The following is a 20285-nucleotide window of genomic DNA, read 5'->3' on the forward strand; positions in this document are numbered from 1 at the left end:
ATGAAGAAAGTATTATTATTATGTTTTGTACTGATAGGCTTTGCGACAAGACCTATCTATGCACAGATGGCAGCGGCACAGAAGGTGCAGTGGGATTTGGAAAAGCAATTCGATGTACCTGTGGAACGTGATTCGGTATGGAGGTTATTAAAGGACTACAGCTTGGTATCTAAATTGTCCAATGGATTCGTGCAATCGATCGTTCACAAAGACGATGTTATGCCCATTTTGCGCGAGTCTACGTACAAAGATGGCACCAAGCGTGAAAATTTGCTGACGCAATTGGAGGAACAAAATCGGTTCTTGGTTTTCAAAATAAAGGAAAGCTCCTTGCCAGAAGGAGTAACTTTTGCAGAGACAGCTATCTTTTTGAAAGAAAAGGGCGACAACCAATGTGAAGTCATTTGGAGAGGTCTTATTAAAGGTAACAAAGAAGCAAAAGCGAAATATCTGGAGTTTATGAAAACAGAGGCTGATCAATACGAAACTGGTCTTAAGGGTTATTTGAAAGGCGAGAGAAAAGCTGTTCAAATGATGCGTATGCAATAGTTATTTCTGACATATGTCAGTAGGAGGCGTTCAACTTAGTTGAGCGCCTTTTTATTTTTCGGCTGAAACAAGGTTAACTTTAAGTTCAAAAAATATTGTTTGTTACAAAAGGTCACGTGGTTTTTTGATTTGCGTTATTCTGTCGGGAAATGTGTTTTTGCTGCTTTATGCTTCTATTTGTGGATTTGCAACCGATTGATTTTGTGTTTTTTGTGCGTAATTATGCGTTTTATTATTTGTTTTTTTAATAAGATGCATCTTTCTTTAGGATTATTGTTTAATATTGTGTTAACCAAAATATGAATATACATGCCTATAAGGCGAGCATATTTGGCCGATTATTTTATATACCTAAGAACCATTAGTTTATGTACAAGTCTGTAATATCTTTTCGTGTGAATGCTTATAGCTTTCGATAAGTTGTTTGATTCGCAATCAATTGGAAGATTGTAGTTTATCTCAGTTATCGACAACGAAAAATGTCAATGAAGCAAATTATGATATACAACCATTTATTAAAAAGTAACTAATCATGAGGAAATCTTTGTTATTTTCAGCGGTAGGGATGGCCTTAGCCGTTTCTTCGCAATTTTCTTATGGAACAACGACCTTTATTAAGGAACGATCTTCATTTTCTTTTGGGGAGACTATCCTTTCCAATTCGGTACTTCAGCATACCGTTAAAGGGCGTGTTTCTGGACCTTCTGGGCCTATTGGAGGCGCTACGATTATGGTGGTCGGGGGAGGCGTTTCCACAATGTCTGCAGTAGATGGGAGCTATTCTATCCAAGCACCCATTGGTGCCACCCTGCGTTTTACTTCCGTAGGCTACCAGTCCAAGCAGATAACGGTGTCGAGTAGTTCGTTATCAGTAAGATTGGAAGAAGGGGCGAGTGATATCGAAGAGGTGATGGTCACAGCCGAGTTCGGAATGAAGCGGGTAGCCCGTGCAGTAGGCTCTACAGTTCAGCAGATTGATGGGGCTACCATCAGTGAGTCGGGGAGGGAAAACTTTATTTCGGCTTTAGCAGGACGTGTACCAGGACTTAATGTGACCTCTACAGGAGGCTCTCCAGGATCTTCGTCTACCGTGGTACTACGTAATATTACCTCAATATCAGGCAATAACCAACCACTCTATGTCGTTGATGGTGTGCCTATGAACAATTCTACGTTCGATCCTCTTGGAGGGATGGCTGGCGGGGGCGGAGATACCTATTCTGTGCGAAATTTGGATTTTGCTTCTCGAGGAAGTGATTTCAATCCAGAAGATATTGAGTCTGTCACCGTATTGAAGGGAGCAGCTGCTGCGGCACTGTATGGATCTGACGCTTCTAATGGTGCTATTATCATTACCACAAAAAAAGGGAAGGCTGGAAAAGGTACTGTAACCTATGGTAACTATTTTAAATGGGATAAAGCATACGGCTATCCAGATATGCAGACCAAATATGCGAATGGTAATTATGGGACAACTAATTATTACAATACTGCACGTTTTGGTGGGTTATATCCCGATGGTATGAAGTTGTATGACAATATTGGTGCGATACTACAGACAGGTACACAACAAAGGCATAATATATCAGTTGATGCGGGTACAGAAAAGGCAACTATACGTGCTAGTTTTTCGCAGCTTGGACAAGATGGTGTATTAAAAACTACTGGGTACGACCGGACGAGTCTGAGTTTGGCTGGACAGGCTGCTGTCACAGCTTGGCTTAAGTTTGAGGGGTCTATGCAATACACGAAAATGGGGAACGATAAGGTTTTAAGAGGTACTGATGGACCTCTATATCGAGCAATGCGTTGGCCCATAGTCGACGATATGAGCCGTTATCTCGCAGAAGATGGAAGTCACATGAGAAAGCCCGATTATTACATAGATGAAGACCTGTTGAATCCACTTTTTGCGATGTACAGAAATAAGTTCTACGATAAGTCGGATCGGTTTCTAAGCAATATTGCTATGAATTTAACGCCTATCCAGAATACTTTCCTTCGTGCACAGGTGGGCTGGGATGTGGGGATGCAGACTTTCGAAACCTCCACGCACCCTTACTATTTTAATAAAAACGCAGGTACAGGACAGTATAATCTAGTACAATCAAATTTTTCAGATCCTACGATCAATATTCTTGCAGGATACAGCAACAAGTTTCTAAACGATAAACTTTCCTTTTCTGGCCAGGTTGGTTATCATCAAACGGAAAATGCTGTGACACGATCTGCAATGAACGGAACAAAATTTATTATACCCGACTTTCAGTCGATCAACAATACAGACCCGCTGACCCAAACAGGTACACAGCGAAATACCAAACGACGGATACAAGCACTTTCAGCGCAGTTGGAGTTTGGATATAATAATATTGCCTTTGTTACCCTGAGGGGACGTAATGACTGGTCTTCTACGCTGCCTGTAAAAAACAATAGATACTTTTACCCCGCTATTGAGGGGTCATTTATCTTGTCTGATCTAGAGTTTGTAAAGGATATTCCTTCCATCAATTATATCAAGTTGCGTGGATCCCTTGCACAGGTGGGTAAGGACGCCGGACCACTTCAAATCCAACCTCAATTAGTGACTAGTGAGTTGACCGGAGGAGGATTCCAATATGGAACAACAGGCCCTAATCCTAATCTTCGTCCAGAGATAACAACAGCCCATGAAGCGGGTATTGATTTACGTTTATTCAATAATAGAGTGAATGCTGGTTTTACCTATTTCGGAACGCGTAATGAGGATCAAATTGTACAGGGATTTCGCTTAAGCTACGCCACGGGGTTTGTATTGAATACAATGAATGTCGGAGCGTTCAAAACCTGGGGATGGGAAGGTCATATAGATGGAGATATTATCAAGAAACCTAGTGGATTTACATGGAATCTCGGCGTGAACGCTTCGCAAGGAAAATCAAAGGTCTTGTATCTCCCGGAAAATGTGACTGAGTACTACAATGCTTATACCTGGAACTCGGGAAATGTGCGTAATGGTATCATGGTAGGTAACCCCATTACTACATTAACGGGACGGGCTTATGAACGAAATAATAAAGGTGAGGTGCTGATCAGTCCTGGCACTGGGCTTCCAATCACGAGTGATGTATGGTCGGTGGTCGGTGATCGTGAGCCGAAAATAAGATTCGGCATCACTACTGCTTTGACGTACAAAGATATTCGTTTGTCAGGGTTGTTTGCAGGTCGTTTTGGTGCGACGGTAATAAATGGTACCAAGCGTTCGATGATGACAGATGGTACAAGCTGGGAGTCTGTTCATTTACGTGAAAGTGGACCTTATGTGTTCAATGGCATAGTGAGAGACGGTAATGAAAACTCGGAAAATCCTACCCGAAATACCGTTGCTGTAGATTATAGGACTTATGGTGCTACGATCTTTACGGGAGGTGATGAAGATTGGCTAGAGAAAAATGTTAATTATTTGCGCCTACAGGAGTTACGTCTTTCCTATCGTATACCAAAAACTCTATTGAAGCGTGGTAAAATTATTTCAGCAATGGACGTTTACTTTGTGGGTAATGATCTATTGACCTGGACCAATTATTCGGGCATTGACGCGGTAGGAAATACGGTTTCTGCGGCCGCAGGTGGTACAGGGGGAGAGGGATACGATGTATGGTCCATACCTAATCCACGTGGGGTCTCGGTAGGCTTTAGTCTGACATTGAACTAAACTAAATTAGGAAAACATGAAAAAGAAATTAGTATATATGCTCATACCCTTTTTATTTGTCGTGGGTAGCTGTAAAAAATATTTAGATGTCAATAAGAATATTGATGCGCCGGATTATGTCGATGCGCATTTGTATCTGGCAAATATTACGCAACAATTTCAGGGGATTTATTGGGATCTACGCGCTATTGCTCCGATGACCCAAATGATGGGGACAACTGCCTATACATCCTTTGCAGAACATTATTACTCCTTAGGAAGTGATGCAGGTGGCGAGATGTGGCGGGTGACATATTGGAACCAAGGAATGAATCTGGAAAATCTGATAAATCAATCTATGGAGGCAGAAGATTGGACACTAGCAGGTATAGGTTATGCAATCAAAGCTTTTAGTTGGGATGCTACAACAAAAATTCATGGCGAAATGCCTATGAAAGATGCATTTGTTCCTGGGTTATTGGCGCACAACTACGATTATCAGGATGCTATTTATGAACAAGTAAGAGCCTGGGCGCGGACAGCTATTGAATTGTTGGAAAGAGAGGATAATCATGTTTACGGAACTAAAATAAGTGCTAATGATTATATCTATTCGGGAGATAAGGCAAAATGGATAAAATTCGCAAATGCTGTAATTGTCCGGAATCTAGCATCTTTAAGCAACAAACATGATTTTAAGGATAAGTACGCCCAAGAGTTGATCGATGCAGCAGCAAAGTCTTTCCAAAGTCCAGATGATGATGCCACATTGAAAATAGCTGGTGGATCACAACAAGCTCCGTATTCCGGTTATAATAACTTTTGGGGAACAGCTAGACCCAATCTTACATACGATTATTTTCAACATGATTATGCTGTTCAGGTTTTTACGGGTACAGTACCTTATTACAATGAAGCTACGGGCGAGAAAGTACGGGAAACCAACAATCCTTACTACCCCTTTAAACTAGCCGACAGGCAGATTGTTTCAGACACTTTATTACAGTTGCCAGGTCACTTTGATCCCCGAGTGGTAGTCAAGCTGGGGACAACCAGTAACCCAAATTATAATAATATTAATAATGCGGATAATATAAAGGCTTATAAATATTATGGGGGGACGTTTACAGCTAAGGCAGGACCCGTGGATCAAGCACCTTCGTTCTATGGACGAAATATAGCTTCTGTAACGAGTGGGGCTATCCATGATGGCATTGGTCGGTGGATTTATCGAGATGATGCACCGTACATCCTGACCACTTATGCTGAGATACAGTTTTGCCTCGCCGAAGCTCTTTGGAAGGTTGGACGTACCTCAGAGGCTTTCGAGGCATTCAAAAAAGGTGTTGATGGCGATGTGAAAACCACCGCCCGTTATATATATCCTGGCAAAGAGGGAAGCGCAACAGGTGGGGATAAGATTACAAAAGAACTATTCAATACTTTGGGTAGCCAATACGTCAATGGTCCTTTTGTAGGGGGATTATCCGAATTAACATTATCTCATATCATGATGCAAAAATGGGTAGCACTTTACCCTTGGGGAGCAGCAGAAGCGTGGGTAGATATGCGCAAATACCATTACGATATTGATTATACAGGTGAATATCCTAGCGGTGGTAATGGTTGGATACAAGCACAATTGGAGCAGAAGTGGGATACCAATACTTCTAAAGTGTACAAGGGATTGTATTTAGCTCCAGCTCAAGTGGACGGTAGAAAGGGACGCTATAATGTTAAAAATGAAGGTTCTCCAAGTTATCGATTGAGGCCACGCTACAATTCGGAATATATGTGGAATCTTCCAGCATTAGAAGGACTTAAACCTATTGCTGGAACAGCAGATAACTACCACACATCGATTCCATGGTTTGCATATCCTGGAGATATGCCAAAGTAAAAAAGATAGGTAAGGAAATAGATGTTGCATTTAAAATTATTATGTGATGATAAATCTTAATAAATTATTGATAATCTTGGCCCTTGTACTCTTAGGGACAGGATGTGAAAAAAATGTTGTGGAGTATAATGCTGATTTGGTCGAAGACCAGACTACAGCACAATTTCAGCTATTTTACATGGCGCCCGTGACAACAGGAGCAGCAAATAATATTAACAAAGTTGAATTGAATGGTGAATTGTTAACCAATGAGACGACTCCATTAGCGGTTTACAATTTTATACCGAGTGGGGCTGTGAGTCGCTTTTTTGCAACCAAACCCGGTACGGTCAATTTAAAATTACATAGAGGAGCAGCGAATAACCTAACGCTGGCTTACGATCAGAGTTTTGATTTGCCTGCTGGGAAGTATAACGTATTTGTACATGATTTTACCAAGCCGCCTGTGTTAATTAAACATGAGGCTCCTTATCCTTCGGTGACTACTGAATTTACAGGCACAACGGCCTGGGTAAAGTTTTCTAATTTTCTTTACGAGACAGCCGGTATTCCAACAACCTTGAAGCTACAATATCAGTTTCAATACATAGTTGACAATGTTACAGGGCAGAAAAGTGACTGGGCAAATGTGGGTAAGCCGGTAGCCTTTGGTGAGGCGACAGGCTGGCAACCTATAACGGTGAATAAAACGGTAGAGATCTCTTCAGGTACAGCCCGTATTGACTACCGTATTCGCTTGATTGGCGCAGATGGTTCAGATCAAGGTAGCTTAAAGGTACGGAATAGTGCTGGAAATACGGTTGATTATGCGGATTGGTGGAATGCAAGTATCGGTCGGATATACATGCATACATTGGCAGGATATAGAGCGGCTACACCTGTGTCGTCTGTGAAACAAGTAACCGTAATGTAGATTAAGTTTTTTAAAGATAAGTAGGAGGTACAGCATTGTGCCTCCTTTTTTGTGTCTCAATTTAACTTAAAAATTTCTCCAATAGAGAAACGATGAAAACATCTTTTTGATCGCCAGTTTGGAGTGTAGTTACCTCTCCAATATATTCGCCATGACCGCCCGGTATAATGGCTATTCTACAATCCGGAATAATCTTGGACATGGCCATAATATGGTCAGCGGTAGCGACATCTCGGTCTCCATTTATAAGAAGCGCGGGACAGGCTATAGCGCTTAACTGTTCATCGGGAATGTCTTTGAGGTTACGGATTCGTTCTCCACATTTTTCGTACAGGTTCATCAGCTTTTTCGGATCTGGTGTTACTGCTAAAAATGCATCTTTATAAGCCTGTGGCATCTGTTCGAAGGTTCCATTATTAATGAATTCCCAGAATTGAGGAAATGTACCGTTGCGTTTTAATAGGGGAGATCCTGCAATTATCTTATTGCACAGTTGTGGATGTCGGATAGCCATCTGTAGAGCTGTGTTAGCACCATTGCTAAAACCAAAAAAGTCAGCTTTAGATATATTTAGATATTGTAGTAGAGCGGCAACATCATCTGCGTCCTGTTCGAACGAAATCGGTCCCTCTCGATCGGAAGTGCGACCGTGGGCCTGTAGTTCGACAGCTATGAGACTTCTACGTGAACTTAAAAAAGGGATAATACGACCAAATGTAGTCTGGATAGTCGAGCCCCCGCCATGTAATAGTACTAGGGGTATACCTGCAGATGGGCCATATAACTCATAATACATACGAATGCCATTGATATCGGCATAATCTCCATTTGTCGATGTATTCATTTTCGATGATTAAGATTTATTCATGGTATTATAAAGATAATGATTTCTTTTTATCGGTGTGAGTTTTAAAATAGCTTAGGTATTTTTGTGTTAATAGGTTATGCGTATAGTCATAAAACTTTTGTTGGTAAGGAAGTAAGTTTGTCCTATATGGTACGGAATAAATGGTTAAGTGTAAAGGTTTGGACACAAATAGGGATTTTTAATCTATTATTGGTTGCAACTCTGGGAGTTCTCATGCGACTGAAATTTCTTCTTCCAATGCCCTTTATTAATCTGAAGCATTTGCAACATGCTCATTCGCATTTTGCTTTTACGGGGTGGGTCACTCATGCGCTGATGCTTTGTTTGGTCGTAGTGACCTATCGGCTTAGCGGTAAAGATCAGTTACCTAAGCATCAAAGGAACATACTTCTCGCAAATTTCTTTTGTTCTTTTGGAATGTTATGTAGTTTTATCTATCAAGGCTATGGGACTGTTTCAATTGTATTTTCTACATTAAGTATTTTTGTGTCCTATTGTTTTGCTGTAGCCTTATGGAAGGATTTGAAAGTACAGCAATTAGATCAGAAAATTGCACGTTGGTTTCGAGTAGCGCTCGTTTTTCTAGTTCTATCTTCTGTTGGTACCTTTTACTTAGCTTATATGATGTCCACACATCAAGTCGACGTAAAAAAGCAATTGGCTGCAATTTATTTTTATCTACATTTTCAATATAATGGTTGGTTCTTTTTTGCGTTATTAGGACTGGCCTGTCATGTCCTTAGACGATACAGCATAAATTTGAAGGCAACAGATTTACTGTATAAAGTACTGTGCATAGTGACTATTCCCTTATACCTACTTTCTGTACTTTGGTGGGATATGGGGACACTGCTGTACGCCCTATTGGTTTTATTGACGGTGAGTCAATGTGCGATATGGGTATATTGGATGATCAGCCTTTTCCAGACTAATCTGAAATCCCGAATAACAATCCCAAAGTATATCAAGACCATCCTATGGTTTGTTTGTTGGGCAGTGCTGTTAAAAGTTATTTTACAAACCCTCTCTGTCATACCTTCATTAAGCCATTTTGTTTACGGCTTTCGTCCCGTGATCATAGGATATCTGCACTTAGTACTCCTGTTGATAGTCTCTGTTTTTATCCTTAGTTTTCAATATCAGGAGTCTTTGTTGAAATTTGATAGACAAGTAGCATCTTTTTACACGATCTTTATTTTGGGAGTTGTACTGAATGAAGTTTTCTTAGGAGTTCAGGCTTTTTTTGCATTGGTAGGAGAAGGACTACCTTATGCGCATATGTATTTGCTCTTTGCTGCCACAGTGATATGGGGCGGTCTGGTTGGTATGTTGTTGAAAAGTACAGCCTATCTCCAAAATGATTTTAGAGAAGGCTGTATGTAGCTTATGACATCGACGTTATTCGGCGATAATGACACCTTTCATAACTGCTAGATGGCCTGGAAAAGAACATATAAAGTCATAACGACCGGCTTCGAGGGTTACGTCAAAAGAGGTTTGTTCGCCACCACCAATAACAGCGCTATGAGCGATCACGGATGAAGCTAGAGAAGCCGGAATATACTCTGTATCTTTTGATTTGTTGGCCTCTAAGCCAAATGCCGGAATATCTGTCCCGGGTTTAAGGATTACGATGTTGTGTCCCATAACTTCTTTTGCCATTTTCCCGACATGTTTGAGCGTAATGGTTGTTTTTTCTCCAGCTTTAACCTTGATTTCGCTTTTGTTGAATTGCATTTGATCATTGCTTTCAATTTCAATAGCTCCATTGTTTACGGTTGTAGCCTCCGATGGCGTACTCGAGGTTGCAGGGGTCTCACTCATCGTCGAATGATCATGTGCACTGTGATCTTGATTTGTGCCTTTTTCGGTATTGTTACCACCACAGGCAGCAGCTAGCAATACTACACTAGCTAAAAGAACTGGTTTGAATAATTTGTTCATACGAGTTGTTACTATAAAATTAAATTGTTTAACGTAATATTACCTGTACCTCATTACAGGATAGATTTTCGGTGTCCAAATATTGATGGCTATAAGGAAGGTTGCCTAGCGTAGGTACACCATTGACGTACCGCTGTATAAAGTAATTGCCCTTATAGTTTCGTTGATCAAGAAAGGATACCATTTCTTGTAGATCATCAGTAGAGAGCAATTCACTGTGCCATGTAGTTCGTACCTCGAAAGGGATATGAGCCTCTTGGATGAGTGTAAAGCTGTTAATAAAGCTGTCCCAGGTTTCAGATTGCGTGATATGCCTATGTTGTTGCTGCGTAGCTTTAAAGTCTAGCGCTATATAGTCTACCAAATTATCCTGAAGCAGCCGGCGGATCCGGTCCGGGCGAGTACCGTTAGTATCAATCTTGATGAGATATCCCATTTGCTTAGCCTCTTTTGCAAGTCGGATGATAGAAGGGTGTAAAGTACATTCCCCACCACTGAATACCACTGCTTGTAGTAGATGTCGACGTGAATGCAAAAATTCCATGGCTTCGCTGAGGGTTAGCTTACCTTTTCCGCATACGATAGTAGGATTATAACAGTACAGGCAGCGCATATTGCAGCCTGCAAACCAGATGATGCAAGCAGTATGTGCCGGATAATCCAACAGTGTAAAGGGGGTAATACTAAATATCGGTTTTGACATGCCTGTAGTTGAAATGAGTACGTTGCTTGTGCTCACCCTTTTTACCAATGTTAAAACTCTCTACGGGGCGATGATACCCCATGACGCGGGTATAAACTAGACATTTGCTGCGTAGCTCCTGGTATTGCTGCAATACCGAAGCTTGTTCTTGGATATTTGTTGTCATATGGATAAAATTTGATGGTGCTTGGCTATAAGTAATTCGTCACAATGTGGGCAGTATTCATGCTCTCCGGCAAGATACCCGTGAACAGGACAGATACTAAAAACTGGAGTCACCGTGATATAAGGTAACTTAAAATTGGACAGTACCGTTTGGACAAAAGACATACAGGCCTCGGGTGTACTGATTCGTTCACTCATGTAAAGGTGTAAGACAGTTCCTCCGGTATATTTACATTGCAGTTTATCTTGCAGTAGTAAGGCTTCAAAAGGGTCATCAGAGTAGTCTACAGGTAGTTGTGAGCTATTGGTGTAGTAGATGTTGTCGCCCGATCCCGCTTGCAGTATGCTCGGGAATCTCTTTTGATCTTCTTTCGCAAACCGGTAAGTAGTTCCCTCAGCGGGTGTTGCCTCAAGATTGTATAGGTTTCCAGTTGCTTCTTGGAATTCGCGTAACCGTCCACGGATGTGATCGAGAATTTCTGTAGCAAAATCGATACCCCAGGGAGTCGAAATATCTTCCTGATTCCACGTGAAGTTGCGGATCATTTCATTCATCCCGTTGACACCAATGGTCGAAAAATGGTTACGGAAGTGCGGTAGGTATCTCTTGGTATAGGGGTATAGACCGCTATCATAGCGTTCCTGAATAAAAATTCTTTTCTTTTCGAGGGTAGATTTAGCAAGCTCTAACCAATGATCCAGTTGCTTGTAGAGATGCTCTTTGCTGGACCTAAAAAGAAAACCGAGTCGAGCCATGTTTATGGTGACCACACCAATACTCCCCGTCATTTCGGCACTACCAAATAATCCGTTTCCTCGTTTGAGCAATTCACGAAGATCTAATTGTAGGCGGCAGCACATGCTGCGTACAGCATTAGGTTTGTAGGCTTCCGGGTTTTCAACTTTATTACCCCTTTCGTCCAAGATGTATTGGCTGCCTATAAAATTCTGGAAATAGGACGAACCTATCTTGGCCGTGTTCTCAAAAAGAAGCCTTGCATTTTCGGTATGCCAGTCAAAATCTTCCGTGATATTGACCGTAGGAATAGGAAATGTAAACGGTTGTCCTTGTGCGTCGCCCTCGGTCATCACGGTATAATAAGCTTTGTTGATCATATCCATCTCCACCTGAAAATGGCGATAACAGAGATCCTCTAGCTTGTCGACGCCTCTTTGCTGTGCACGCTCAAGCAATAAGGGATTGTCCGTATAGGCAAAGAGATGTTGCTGACTACGGGTAGGGTTTTGGTTTTTGAGGTCATCTGGCACGCTCCAGTCTAAGGTGATGTTGGTAAAGGGGGATTGTCCCCAGCGAGCGGGTACATTAAGGTTGTACACAAAACTACGGATAGCTTTGAGTACATCTGTATACGTAAGTTGATCCTTGAATACATAAGGTGCAAGGTAGGTGTCAAAAGAGCTGAAAGCTTGTGCTCCGGCCCACTCGCTCTGTAGTATGCCCAAGAAGTTGGCCATTTGGCCTAGTGCCTCCCTGAAGTGGGCGGGAGGGCGGCTTTCAACACGTCCCCGTATCCCATTAAACCCTTCATCCAATAGTACTCTAAGGCTCCATCCGGCACAATAGCCGGTGAGGCAGTCTAGGTCATGGATGTGAATATCAGCGTTGCGGTGTGCGTAGCCTTCCTCTTTCGTGTAAACCTTGTCTAACCAATAGTTGGCAATAATCTTTCCTGCAGCATTATTTACCAGACCAGCATTGGAAAAGGAGGTGTTGGCATTGGCATTTATTCGCCAATCCGTCTGATTAATGTATTCTTCAACTGTCTGTGTGCTATTGATATACGTGGTGTCGTCAACGAGCTTGTTAATATGTTCGCGTTGCAGTTTACGGGTGTGCCGATACAGCATAAAGGATTTCATGCTTTCAAAGTACCCCAACTCATAAAAGCTACGCTCTATACTATTTTGGATATCTTCTACAGCCCAAGTGGTTTGTTGTTCTAGCTCTTTGGATACTTTTTCCAGAACCCGCTCGTCAATTGGATGTTGTGTGCTTTGGAAACCCTTATCTATAGCATCTTTGATTTTGAAAATCTCAAAAGGCTCAAATTTTCCATTTCTTTTTATAACATATCTTTCCATATTTTTTGCTTCTGTGTACGCTATTTGTCGTGATGTAAAACAAATTTATGAACGATACATTTGCTATTTTATGACCTCAAACATAAATAGAGATATTATTGCGATTTAGGTTTAGGTTGTTGTCTGTCAGTTGTTTATTCCCAGTGCGGTTTTGCCTTCATCCGTAATCATATCAGCGTTCCACTCGGGTTCCCAAACAATCTGAATATCGATAAGATGGTCTGGAAAGGCGATGCCTAGTACGTGAGTCACGCCTTGTTTAATGGCATCACCCAGTGGGCAGTGTGGAGTAGAGAAAGTCATGACCACGACTATAGTTGCAGCCTGTGAAAAATCGATAGCATATACCAAACCTAGATCAATAATATTAATCCCCAATTCAGGGTCGATAACCTGCATTAATGCAGTCTGTGCTTTTATTTGCTGTTGAGCAAAAGGACTATTTAAGGCGATCTCCATGGTTTTACTTTTGATTGGTGAAATACAATTTTTCCTACATTAAAGCAGTATAATGATGCTAATGCGACCCATAATGCTGTGGCCAATCGCAATAGCCATACCTGATTGAATATAAGTGCAATGCATAGCAACACTAAGGCTATTGCAAATAAATAGGTTTGAAGTTTGACAAGCTTTTCACTATATAGGTTTTTGGGTAGCGGTATTCGCGCATTGCCATGCACATCTTTGTAATGGTTGTTCCAGACAATGAAAGGCAGGGTTTTAAACGTCTTACTGATAATGATACCTGTTATCCAGCCCAAGAACACGAGTGTGCCGTATAGACTGACCCATTTGGTATGGCTAGACATAAAAGTGATACCCAGCGCTGTTACGGCCAATAGTTTGATGCAGAGCGAATAGATTGCTTGCTTCATCAACAGATCCGTTTTTTTACGAATACGGCTTTTTATGGCTTCCCAGATATACCTGCCCCACAAGAGAGTGCCAACAATAATGAGTATTATATATAGTAAGGCTATTGCATCAATCTGTTTGAAATAGGCATGCACTATAAATAACACAAGTCCGGTGTTTTGAAGTGCCAGCGCTGTATGTAATAGGTAATCTTTCTTGGTCTTTCCCAAAAGAAACATGGGGATCAGCTTGGCTCCTACCCCACAGATGAGCTGTAAAAACCAGCCTACGATACCAGCGTGTGCATGTAGTTTGAGAAGATCGATATGATCTCTTGGGATAAAATTATGACTCAGATTGATCGCTAACAGTAAGCCTGCTGTGGTGGTCAGTAACAGCCAGATAGCCGAACTGATCATAAAGTATTGATAACGCGTGGTTTTGGTCGATCCTATTATTGTTGCACAAACATTGTAGAGGTAACAAAAAGCCGATAAGACAACGATACTACCAGCAATGATGAGGAGTGTCCCGATCTGAAACTTCCAGAAACAATATACCAGTATAATAGTGCCTATAAGTAGTGTGACAAATGAAATGAACGCTAGCTTACAGCTGTACAGATCGTGTTCGCACAGTACAGGAAGCAGTTGATAGACAGCACCAAAGATAATCATGGTACCCCAACCTAATACAATGGCATGGACAATGGCTAAGATATGCGGATTGAAATGGTGGCCAGTGAGTTCTGCAGAAGAAATGAATAGAAGGATAGTCCATCCTAGAAAGAATACAGCGGCAGCTACATAAAACGGTAGTACTGCTAGAGATTTTGGAGCCTGCTGAACAAATAGATCTGCCATTTCGGATTGTTTAACACGAGGCATGATTAATGAGCAGTCGAATGTCCTCTTTCCCATACTCGCATAATCTGATTTCGAAATCACTATCTTCCAGTTCTTCCATCAAATGCAACGGTACACGCTTGTGATATACCAGCAAGACATGATGAGGGTCTAATGCAGACAAGCTCTGGAGAATCGACTCCATCGGCATCGGCATTGGTAATTCGCGAACATCCACTGAAGTGATTTGTGATGAAGGATAGCTTGATAATGCGGCTTCGAACGAAGGGATATCCAGCATGGTCATGTGATCATTGTTGTGGCTATTTGGGGATGGTGTAGTAGGATTACCTTTAAAAAACCAAGTATAGTGCAGATCTGGCGATTTTGAATCAATATGATGTCGAGCTCCTTTTTTTTCTAATACCTGTAGTAAAGGGTAAGGGATAAAACTGTTTACAATACAGAGCGCAGCTCCTACCGGTAGGGATTGAAAGCGTTGCATAATCTGTTTTAAGGGATCATCGCCTTGCTCGATAAGGTTCCGTACATCAAATAGGTCTATAGCGGTAGACGGAAGGTTGATCAGCCAATCCGGAGCTATTGTGGATGCGGTGCTTTGGTCCGTATGGAACGTATTATGTTCAAATACAAAGCCAAGCGGAATCAACACACGCTCGAAGTCAGCTATCGTACAGCCCCCAATGGATGCGGCTTCTGCTATCGTGACACGTGGTGCCATCAGACGTCTCAAGATAGGATTTCTGAGCTTATTGAATACAGAAGCTATAGAAGCTATCGCTTCTATGCTTGCGGGATTTGATTTAATGACAGCCGATATCTTCGTGTGTTGATTGATTAATAACATATCTCTTAGCGATTATTTTTCCATAGCTATAACTTTCGGAAATAGGATGTTATTTTCCAGGTGGATGTGCTGGAAGAGATCATTTTCAAACTCCTGTATTTTCTCAAATAGGTAGGTGTATGAATTACAGGCGTTTTCGGGGAGCTTGTAGTCTTTAGTGAGCGATCTAAACTGACGCAACTCATCACCGGCATGTTCGTGTTCATGTTCCATATAGCGAATAACATCTTGCAATTGATTTTTGTCCGAGACACTTATGGTATCTAACTGTTTTACGATCGGGAAAAGTTTTTGTTCTTCTTGTTGAATATGCTGATAAAGATCTTGCATAAAGGCATGCATACCTGTTGCCAGAGCATAGAGCTCATGATGTTCCGATCCATGTCGCATGGATACTTTGTCAGCGAGCTGTTCGATGATGGGGCCTTGTTCTCGAATATAACGATGGTGTACATTGGTTATATAATCGGCTAAAAAGCCGATATCCCAAGCGCCAAAATCATGTTGTGTACCTGCAGAGCTGCTGGATTTCGCATTTTCCAATTCCTGTTGCAATTGTGCTTCATCCATACCAATAGACTGGGCTGCTTGTTTCAGTGTCTTCTTGCCACCACAACAAAAGTCTATCCCTAATTTTTTGAATACTTCAGCTTTTTTAATGTCCTTGGCTGCAATTTCTCCTACTGTAGTTTTCTGATGTCCTTGTTCAGCCGGTTTGTGGATCCGTACGCGCCACCATTCAGGGCCATTCTCTACATACTCCCAGGTGAATATATTGCCTCGTTCGCCCAGCAGCTGATAATAAAGTGGTTTTGGATCATGGTCATTTAGAATCTCAAAGCCTTCTCCTTGAACTAGGCTGTCAAAATGTTCAAAAATAGTGGGATGTTTAAGTCTTGGTTCGATCTGTGTCACATCCAGTGTTGCTGTCTTTATCATGGTATTTTATTAAAATAAATACGGTGTTTTTGCAATATTCCGATTTTCCTTGTTCGGTATACTACAAATTTACCGTGCGTGGAGGAAGCATTTTATGACTCGACTCATAACTGTATTTAAAAATGTCAAAATGATGTCAGTCTTTGGTATACAGATTTTTATAGATCTTTTCTTCTGAATTTTCTAACGGATAAGAAAAGTGGTACTGCTATCCATAGAACTAGGATCATGGATGTCAATAGCATGCCGCCACCCGTCCCAAAAAAATCATGAAAGATAGCACCCGTATATCCCATCATGGCCGAAAGATCTACTTGTAATAAGATGATGATCCTAGTGATATCTATTGGGTTAAACATAGTCAGGGCAACCATACCATTCTCGATGGGGTATTCCGAAAACTGAAACATGATAAAGAGGACTAAGGCATCAAATAGCAAGGCAAAATATAACCAAAGTAAAATAGCCACTCCAATTCCTTTTGCTTTGTCACGGATCTGCACAGAAGTCCATAAAGCAATAGACACAAAGATCGGAGAAAGTGCAGCGCCGCAGATAAGTAACAGTATTCCGGAAGGGATCCAGGCAAACAGAATAATCGGTATACCTACTCCGATCAAAAAGGCTAAAGTAACGGCCCCAGATAAACCAAAAAAAATACTGCTCCATATTTTTGTTCTTTTCAAGGGTTGACTGACAAGTAGTTCTATAAACTCAGCACTATTATATAGATATACGGTAGCAAAGATAATACTGACCAGAGGGACTACAAAAAGCACGACATTCAGTAGACTGACGATGCCTTTTTCAGCATTGTTCTCCATCGCTAGGATGCTGAAAGACAAGGCTAACAGTAGTATGGTGTAAGCGATGATAGTACGACTACGAAGAATGTCACTAATGACATATTTTATTATTTTACGCATAGATGGAGGCTTTTGAGGATAACATAACTTGTGCGATGGCCTTGCCTAACTTATCTGTTCCGGTTTCCGCTTTCAAGGCGTGGATATCTTTATGAAAGCGAAGCTGCCCCTCCTCCATATATACAATCTCGGAGACCAATTCGTCCAGATCACTAAGGATATGAGAGGTGATGATAATGAGCTTATTGTTTGCTATTTCCTTTTGTATTTTTTCTTTAAGAATCTCGGTGGAGACAGGGTCTAGACCCGCTGTGGGCTCATCCAGTATCAAAATTTGAGGTTTGAACATAAAGGCAATGCAGGCGCTTACTTTTTGTCGCGTACCTCCCGAAAGTGTACCCATTCTTTTATTTAGAAGACTGTCCATTTGGAAAGAATCGTGTAGCTCTGTGTCTAAATCCTGATACTGATCGCCACGGATGTCTTTCATCATATCGAGCACCTGTCCGATAGTCATATTATCTGGATATCGACCGATCTGCGGCATGTATCCAATGCTTTTGCGATATTCCCAGGCATTAGCAATATTTTTGTCTTGCACAAAAATATTACCTGAGGAAGGGACGACCATGCCCAGTATAGATTTGATCAAAGTCGTTTTTCCGCACCCATTGGGTCCGATCAATGCAATACACTGTCCACTTTCAAGATGAAGCGTTATTTCCTGAAGTACTTTTATCTTACCAAATTGTTTGGATATATTTTCAATCTTTATCATACAGCAATGGGTTTCATATAAGGATTGTCATCCTTTAGGTTTTCCGGGGTAAGACTGGGCATAACCCGTTCCGTTCGATCCAGTAGTTTAGAGATAAAACTACGAAACAGCAACATCGTCATTGGGTATTGTTCCACAATAACAGAGAAAAGGCTTATAGGGCGGTACGGCACATCTCCCAGGCCATCTTTATTCAGATCATACCCTTCATACTTGTCCCAGTAATTTTTTATAAAAGTATTTTGTGTCAGAATCAGGTTGTTGGTGGCTACGTCAAAAGTATTGTTGATAAAATTATTATTGGTCAGCATATTGTCTTCGCAGCTCGCCTGTATCTTTAGTGCCCAGCCGTTGCCTTCGATCTGATTGTTTTCAATATGGATACGATTGCTACCTTCCATGAAGATAGCGGTGGTGTTTTTGATAAATCTGTTGTTTTTTATTTCGCTGTCAGTGATGTCTTTGAGAAGAAGTCCATAGGCAGAGTCGCCCCAATTTTCATTAAAGATATTGTGTTCCATACGAACACGTTTGGTGTACATGACAGCTACACCTGCACCGTTGTGGGTAAATTCGTTATGAAGGTAGGCATTGTCATGTGAAAACATAAAATGAAGGCCATAGCGGATGTTGTTTTTTGAGCGATTGTTCTCTACATGTGTATGGGTTACAAATTCGAGATATACCCCGTCACGATGCCCCATTATGCTGTTGTTGTTGATGGATAAGCTATCACTCTTCCACGCATGTATCCCATTTCCACTGAGTTGTTCGGTGGTACCAAACGCGACAATAGTATTGTTCTCTGCTTTACAATGCTTGGAAGCCTGAAAGTATATTCCGAAAAAGTTATCTTCCAGTTTGTTATCGCTGATAGTGATATGTGCTGTGTTGTATACTTTGATACCTGCGATATCCGTTAAGGAGGATTGTCCCGACGATTTGATATAAAAACCCTTGATGGTCACAGAAGGGGATTTTATGGAGATGGGTTCGTGTTTTTTTTCACCATCAATAGTGGGTAAATCATTGCCTAATAAGGTTAGCGGTTTGTCGATCGTGATATTTCCTTCTTTATAAATCCCCTTTTCTACAAGAATGGTATCTCCACTTCGTGCTATTAATACCGCTTGTTTTATTGTTTTTACAGATTGATTATTGCCCACCTTGATGGTTGTGGCGCTTAAGGCGCCACAAGCCAGCAGGCAGATGAATAAAAACAATACCCGTTTCAACAGATAGAAATTCTTCATGTTATTATTTCCAGATTTCTTCCCACGATAATTCTACTCCACCCAGCTCGTCTTTCACTTTTTTCAGGTCTGCTTGGTCTTTAAAAGCAGCAATGTCCCCACGCATAGGACTTTTCAGGCCTTCACTTTTCAAGAAAAACAGTTCACTTGCTGGATATAGCTTTTTGTCTTTTGTGTAATCGGGGATATATAAATTCTCAATTTCTTCTTTTTTGACATTACCCTCTTTTGCAAAAGCAATCATACACGATAGGTCATCAAAATTGTAGGTACGTCCCTTTTTTGTCAATAATTGTGTTCCAAATCGGGCGTCCGTGATTGTCATTTTGCAATAGACACATTGATCTTTTCCGTAGTTGATGGGTTTTGGCCCTGTTGAACCGCAAGATTGTAATCCAATAATCAGTAAAAGACAGGTACAGATAGCCGAAAGATATTTTTTTATAATGATGCTCATAAGTTTGATTTTTTTCTGTTTGTTTTCCATTCGGAGGCTAGACAATACAAGAGCACAGCTCCGGCACCGACAATAATCCATCCGCCAATATCTGGTACAGAATACGCACCAAAATTTAGTAGTTGTTTAAATCCAATTAGTGGCGGTTGGTAAGCCATTCCAGGAACTTTGATGGGGGCATTTGGATCGAGATCGTGTCCGTAATTATATTCCCAGATCCAAAAGTCCATCATAGCTACTATCCCAAACAACACAAATGCAATGAAAAGAATTTTTAATGCACGCTGTCGACCGCGGATACCTACATAGATAAAAGCTAAAGCAAAAGCACCTAGTATATAGGGCAGAACTTTAAATTCTATGAAATCATCTGCGTGCAAGGTTTTCATTCCAATATAATGGTTCAAACCATTGATGATATCGACTTGACCAGCCAGCTTGTTGCTATGGATTAATAGTTCCAAGCCTTCTGGGTATTGTGCTGCATCCAATTCGATCCGCCAAATGGGCAATTTGATGGTGAGTAGGAGTAATACTCCTGATAGTATCAGGAGTATTTTATGGATGGTTTTTAAAGGATCTAGATTTTTCACCATGATACGT

Annotated in this window: 19 protein-coding genes; 5 read left to right on the forward strand and 14 right to left on the reverse strand. The window is 41.2% G+C overall.

The features are described 5' to 3' along the window. From B5X76_RS08940 to B5X76_RS08955, 4 genes are all read left to right on the forward strand, one after another. Positions 1-549, forward strand: coding sequence for an SRPBCC family protein (locus B5X76_RS08940; protein WP_079642772.1), 549 nt, complete (start codon positions 1-3; stop codon positions 547-549). 532 nt (positions 550-1081) lie between these two features. After that, positions 1082-4243: a SusC/RagA family TonB-linked outer membrane protein gene (locus B5X76_RS08945; RefSeq protein WP_217699638.1), complete on the forward strand. Its 3162-nt coding sequence runs from the start codon at positions 1082-1084 to the stop codon at positions 4241-4243. A gap of 16 nt (positions 4244-4259) precedes the next feature. Further along, the gene (locus B5X76_RS08950; RefSeq protein WP_079642773.1) at positions 4260-6122 is read left to right on the forward strand and encodes a SusD/RagB family nutrient-binding outer membrane lipoprotein; all 1863 of its coding nucleotides are present in this window, start codon (positions 4260-4262) and stop codon (positions 6120-6122) included. 46 nt (positions 6123-6168) lie between these two features. Beyond that, entirely contained in the window at positions 6169-7035 is an 867-nt protein-coding gene (locus tag B5X76_RS08955) for a hypothetical protein (RefSeq protein ID WP_079642774.1), read from the forward strand. A gap of 61 nt (positions 7036-7096) precedes the next feature. Here B5X76_RS08955 and B5X76_RS08960 read toward each other — a convergent pair whose 3' ends face one another. Beyond that, positions 7097-7879: an alpha/beta fold hydrolase gene (locus B5X76_RS08960; protein WP_079642775.1), complete on the reverse strand. Its 783-nt coding sequence runs from the start codon at positions 7877-7879 to the stop codon at positions 7097-7099. A gap of 150 nt (positions 7880-8029) precedes the next feature. On the opposite strand from B5X76_RS08960, the gene B5X76_RS08965 reads away from it, so the two are divergent. Beyond that, positions 8030-9286 (forward strand): hypothetical protein, encoded by a 1257-nt coding sequence (locus tag B5X76_RS08965; RefSeq protein WP_079642776.1) that lies wholly within the window; start codon positions 8030-8032, stop codon positions 9284-9286. 15 nt (positions 9287-9301) lie between these two features. On the opposite strand, the gene B5X76_RS08970 is transcribed toward B5X76_RS08965, so the two are convergent. From B5X76_RS08970 to B5X76_RS21670, 13 genes are all read right to left on the reverse strand, one after another. Then, positions 9302-9847 (reverse strand): plastocyanin/azurin family copper-binding protein, encoded by a 546-nt coding sequence (locus tag B5X76_RS08970; RefSeq protein ID WP_079642777.1) that lies wholly within the window; start codon positions 9845-9847, stop codon positions 9302-9304. A gap of 28 nt (positions 9848-9875) precedes the next feature. Beyond that, on the reverse strand, positions 9876-10550 hold the full coding sequence (locus B5X76_RS08975) for an anaerobic ribonucleoside-triphosphate reductase activating protein (protein WP_079642778.1): 675 nt from the start codon (positions 10548-10550) through the stop codon (positions 9876-9878). Further along, positions 10531-10716, reverse strand: coding sequence for an anaerobic ribonucleoside-triphosphate reductase (nrdD, locus tag B5X76_RS22355; RefSeq protein ID WP_033562643.1), 186 nt, complete (start codon positions 10714-10716; stop codon positions 10531-10533). The genes B5X76_RS08975 and nrdD overlap by 20 nt, the downstream gene beginning before the upstream one ends. Then, positions 10713-12818 (reverse strand): ribonucleoside triphosphate reductase, encoded by a 2106-nt coding sequence (locus B5X76_RS08985; RefSeq protein WP_079642779.1) that lies wholly within the window; start codon positions 12816-12818, stop codon positions 10713-10715. Before B5X76_RS08985 ends, nrdD begins: the two co-directional genes overlap by 4 nt. 126 nt (positions 12819-12944) lie before the next feature. Beyond that, positions 12945-13277 (reverse strand): metal-sulfur cluster assembly factor, encoded by a 333-nt coding sequence (locus B5X76_RS08990; RefSeq protein WP_033562641.1) that lies wholly within the window; start codon positions 13275-13277, stop codon positions 12945-12947. After that, on the reverse strand, positions 13262-14539 hold the full coding sequence (locus B5X76_RS08995) for a hypothetical protein (RefSeq protein ID WP_139375251.1): 1278 nt from the start codon (positions 14537-14539) through the stop codon (positions 13262-13264). Before B5X76_RS08995 ends, B5X76_RS08990 begins: the two co-directional genes overlap by 16 nt. Positions 14540-14549: 10 nt before the next feature. Beyond that, complete coding sequence (locus B5X76_RS09000) at positions 14550-15389, reverse strand: DUF2249 domain-containing protein (protein ID WP_079642781.1); 840 nt, start codon at positions 15387-15389, stop codon at positions 14550-14552. 12 nt (positions 15390-15401) lie between these two features. Then, complete coding sequence (gene ric / locus B5X76_RS09005) at positions 15402-16328, reverse strand: iron-sulfur cluster repair di-iron protein (RefSeq protein ID WP_033562639.1); 927 nt, start codon at positions 16326-16328, stop codon at positions 15402-15404. Between the two features lie 158 nt (positions 16329-16486). After that, the gene (locus B5X76_RS09010) at positions 16487-17254 is read right to left on the reverse strand and encodes an ABC transporter permease (RefSeq protein ID WP_079642782.1); all 768 of its coding nucleotides are present in this window, start codon (positions 17252-17254) and stop codon (positions 16487-16489) included. Then, a complete protein-coding gene (locus B5X76_RS09015) occupies positions 17247-17972 on the reverse strand; it encodes an ABC transporter ATP-binding protein (RefSeq protein WP_033562637.1) in 726 nt (241 codons plus the stop codon). The genes B5X76_RS09010 and B5X76_RS09015 overlap by 8 nt, the downstream gene beginning before the upstream one ends. Continuing rightward, complete coding sequence (locus B5X76_RS09020; RefSeq protein ID WP_079642783.1) at positions 17969-19225, reverse strand: nitrous oxide reductase family maturation protein NosD; 1257 nt, start codon at positions 19223-19225, stop codon at positions 17969-17971. The genes B5X76_RS09015 and B5X76_RS09020 overlap by 4 nt, the downstream gene beginning before the upstream one ends. Before the next feature lie 4 nt (positions 19226-19229). Continuing rightward, the gene (locus tag B5X76_RS21665; RefSeq protein ID WP_176141026.1) at positions 19230-19682 is read right to left on the reverse strand and encodes a nitrous oxide reductase accessory protein NosL; all 453 of its coding nucleotides are present in this window, start codon (positions 19680-19682) and stop codon (positions 19230-19232) included. Further along, complete coding sequence (locus B5X76_RS21670; protein WP_139375253.1) at positions 19679-20278, reverse strand: hypothetical protein; 600 nt, start codon at positions 20276-20278, stop codon at positions 19679-19681. The genes B5X76_RS21665 and B5X76_RS21670 overlap by 4 nt, the downstream gene beginning before the upstream one ends. Between the last annotated feature and the right edge of the window lie 7 nt (positions 20279-20285).

Origin of the sequence: Sphingobacterium nematocida, from assembly GCF_900168125.1 — a bacterium.
GTDB classification, from domain to species: Bacteria; Bacteroidota; Bacteroidia; order Sphingobacteriales; family Sphingobacteriaceae; genus Sphingobacterium; species Sphingobacterium nematocida.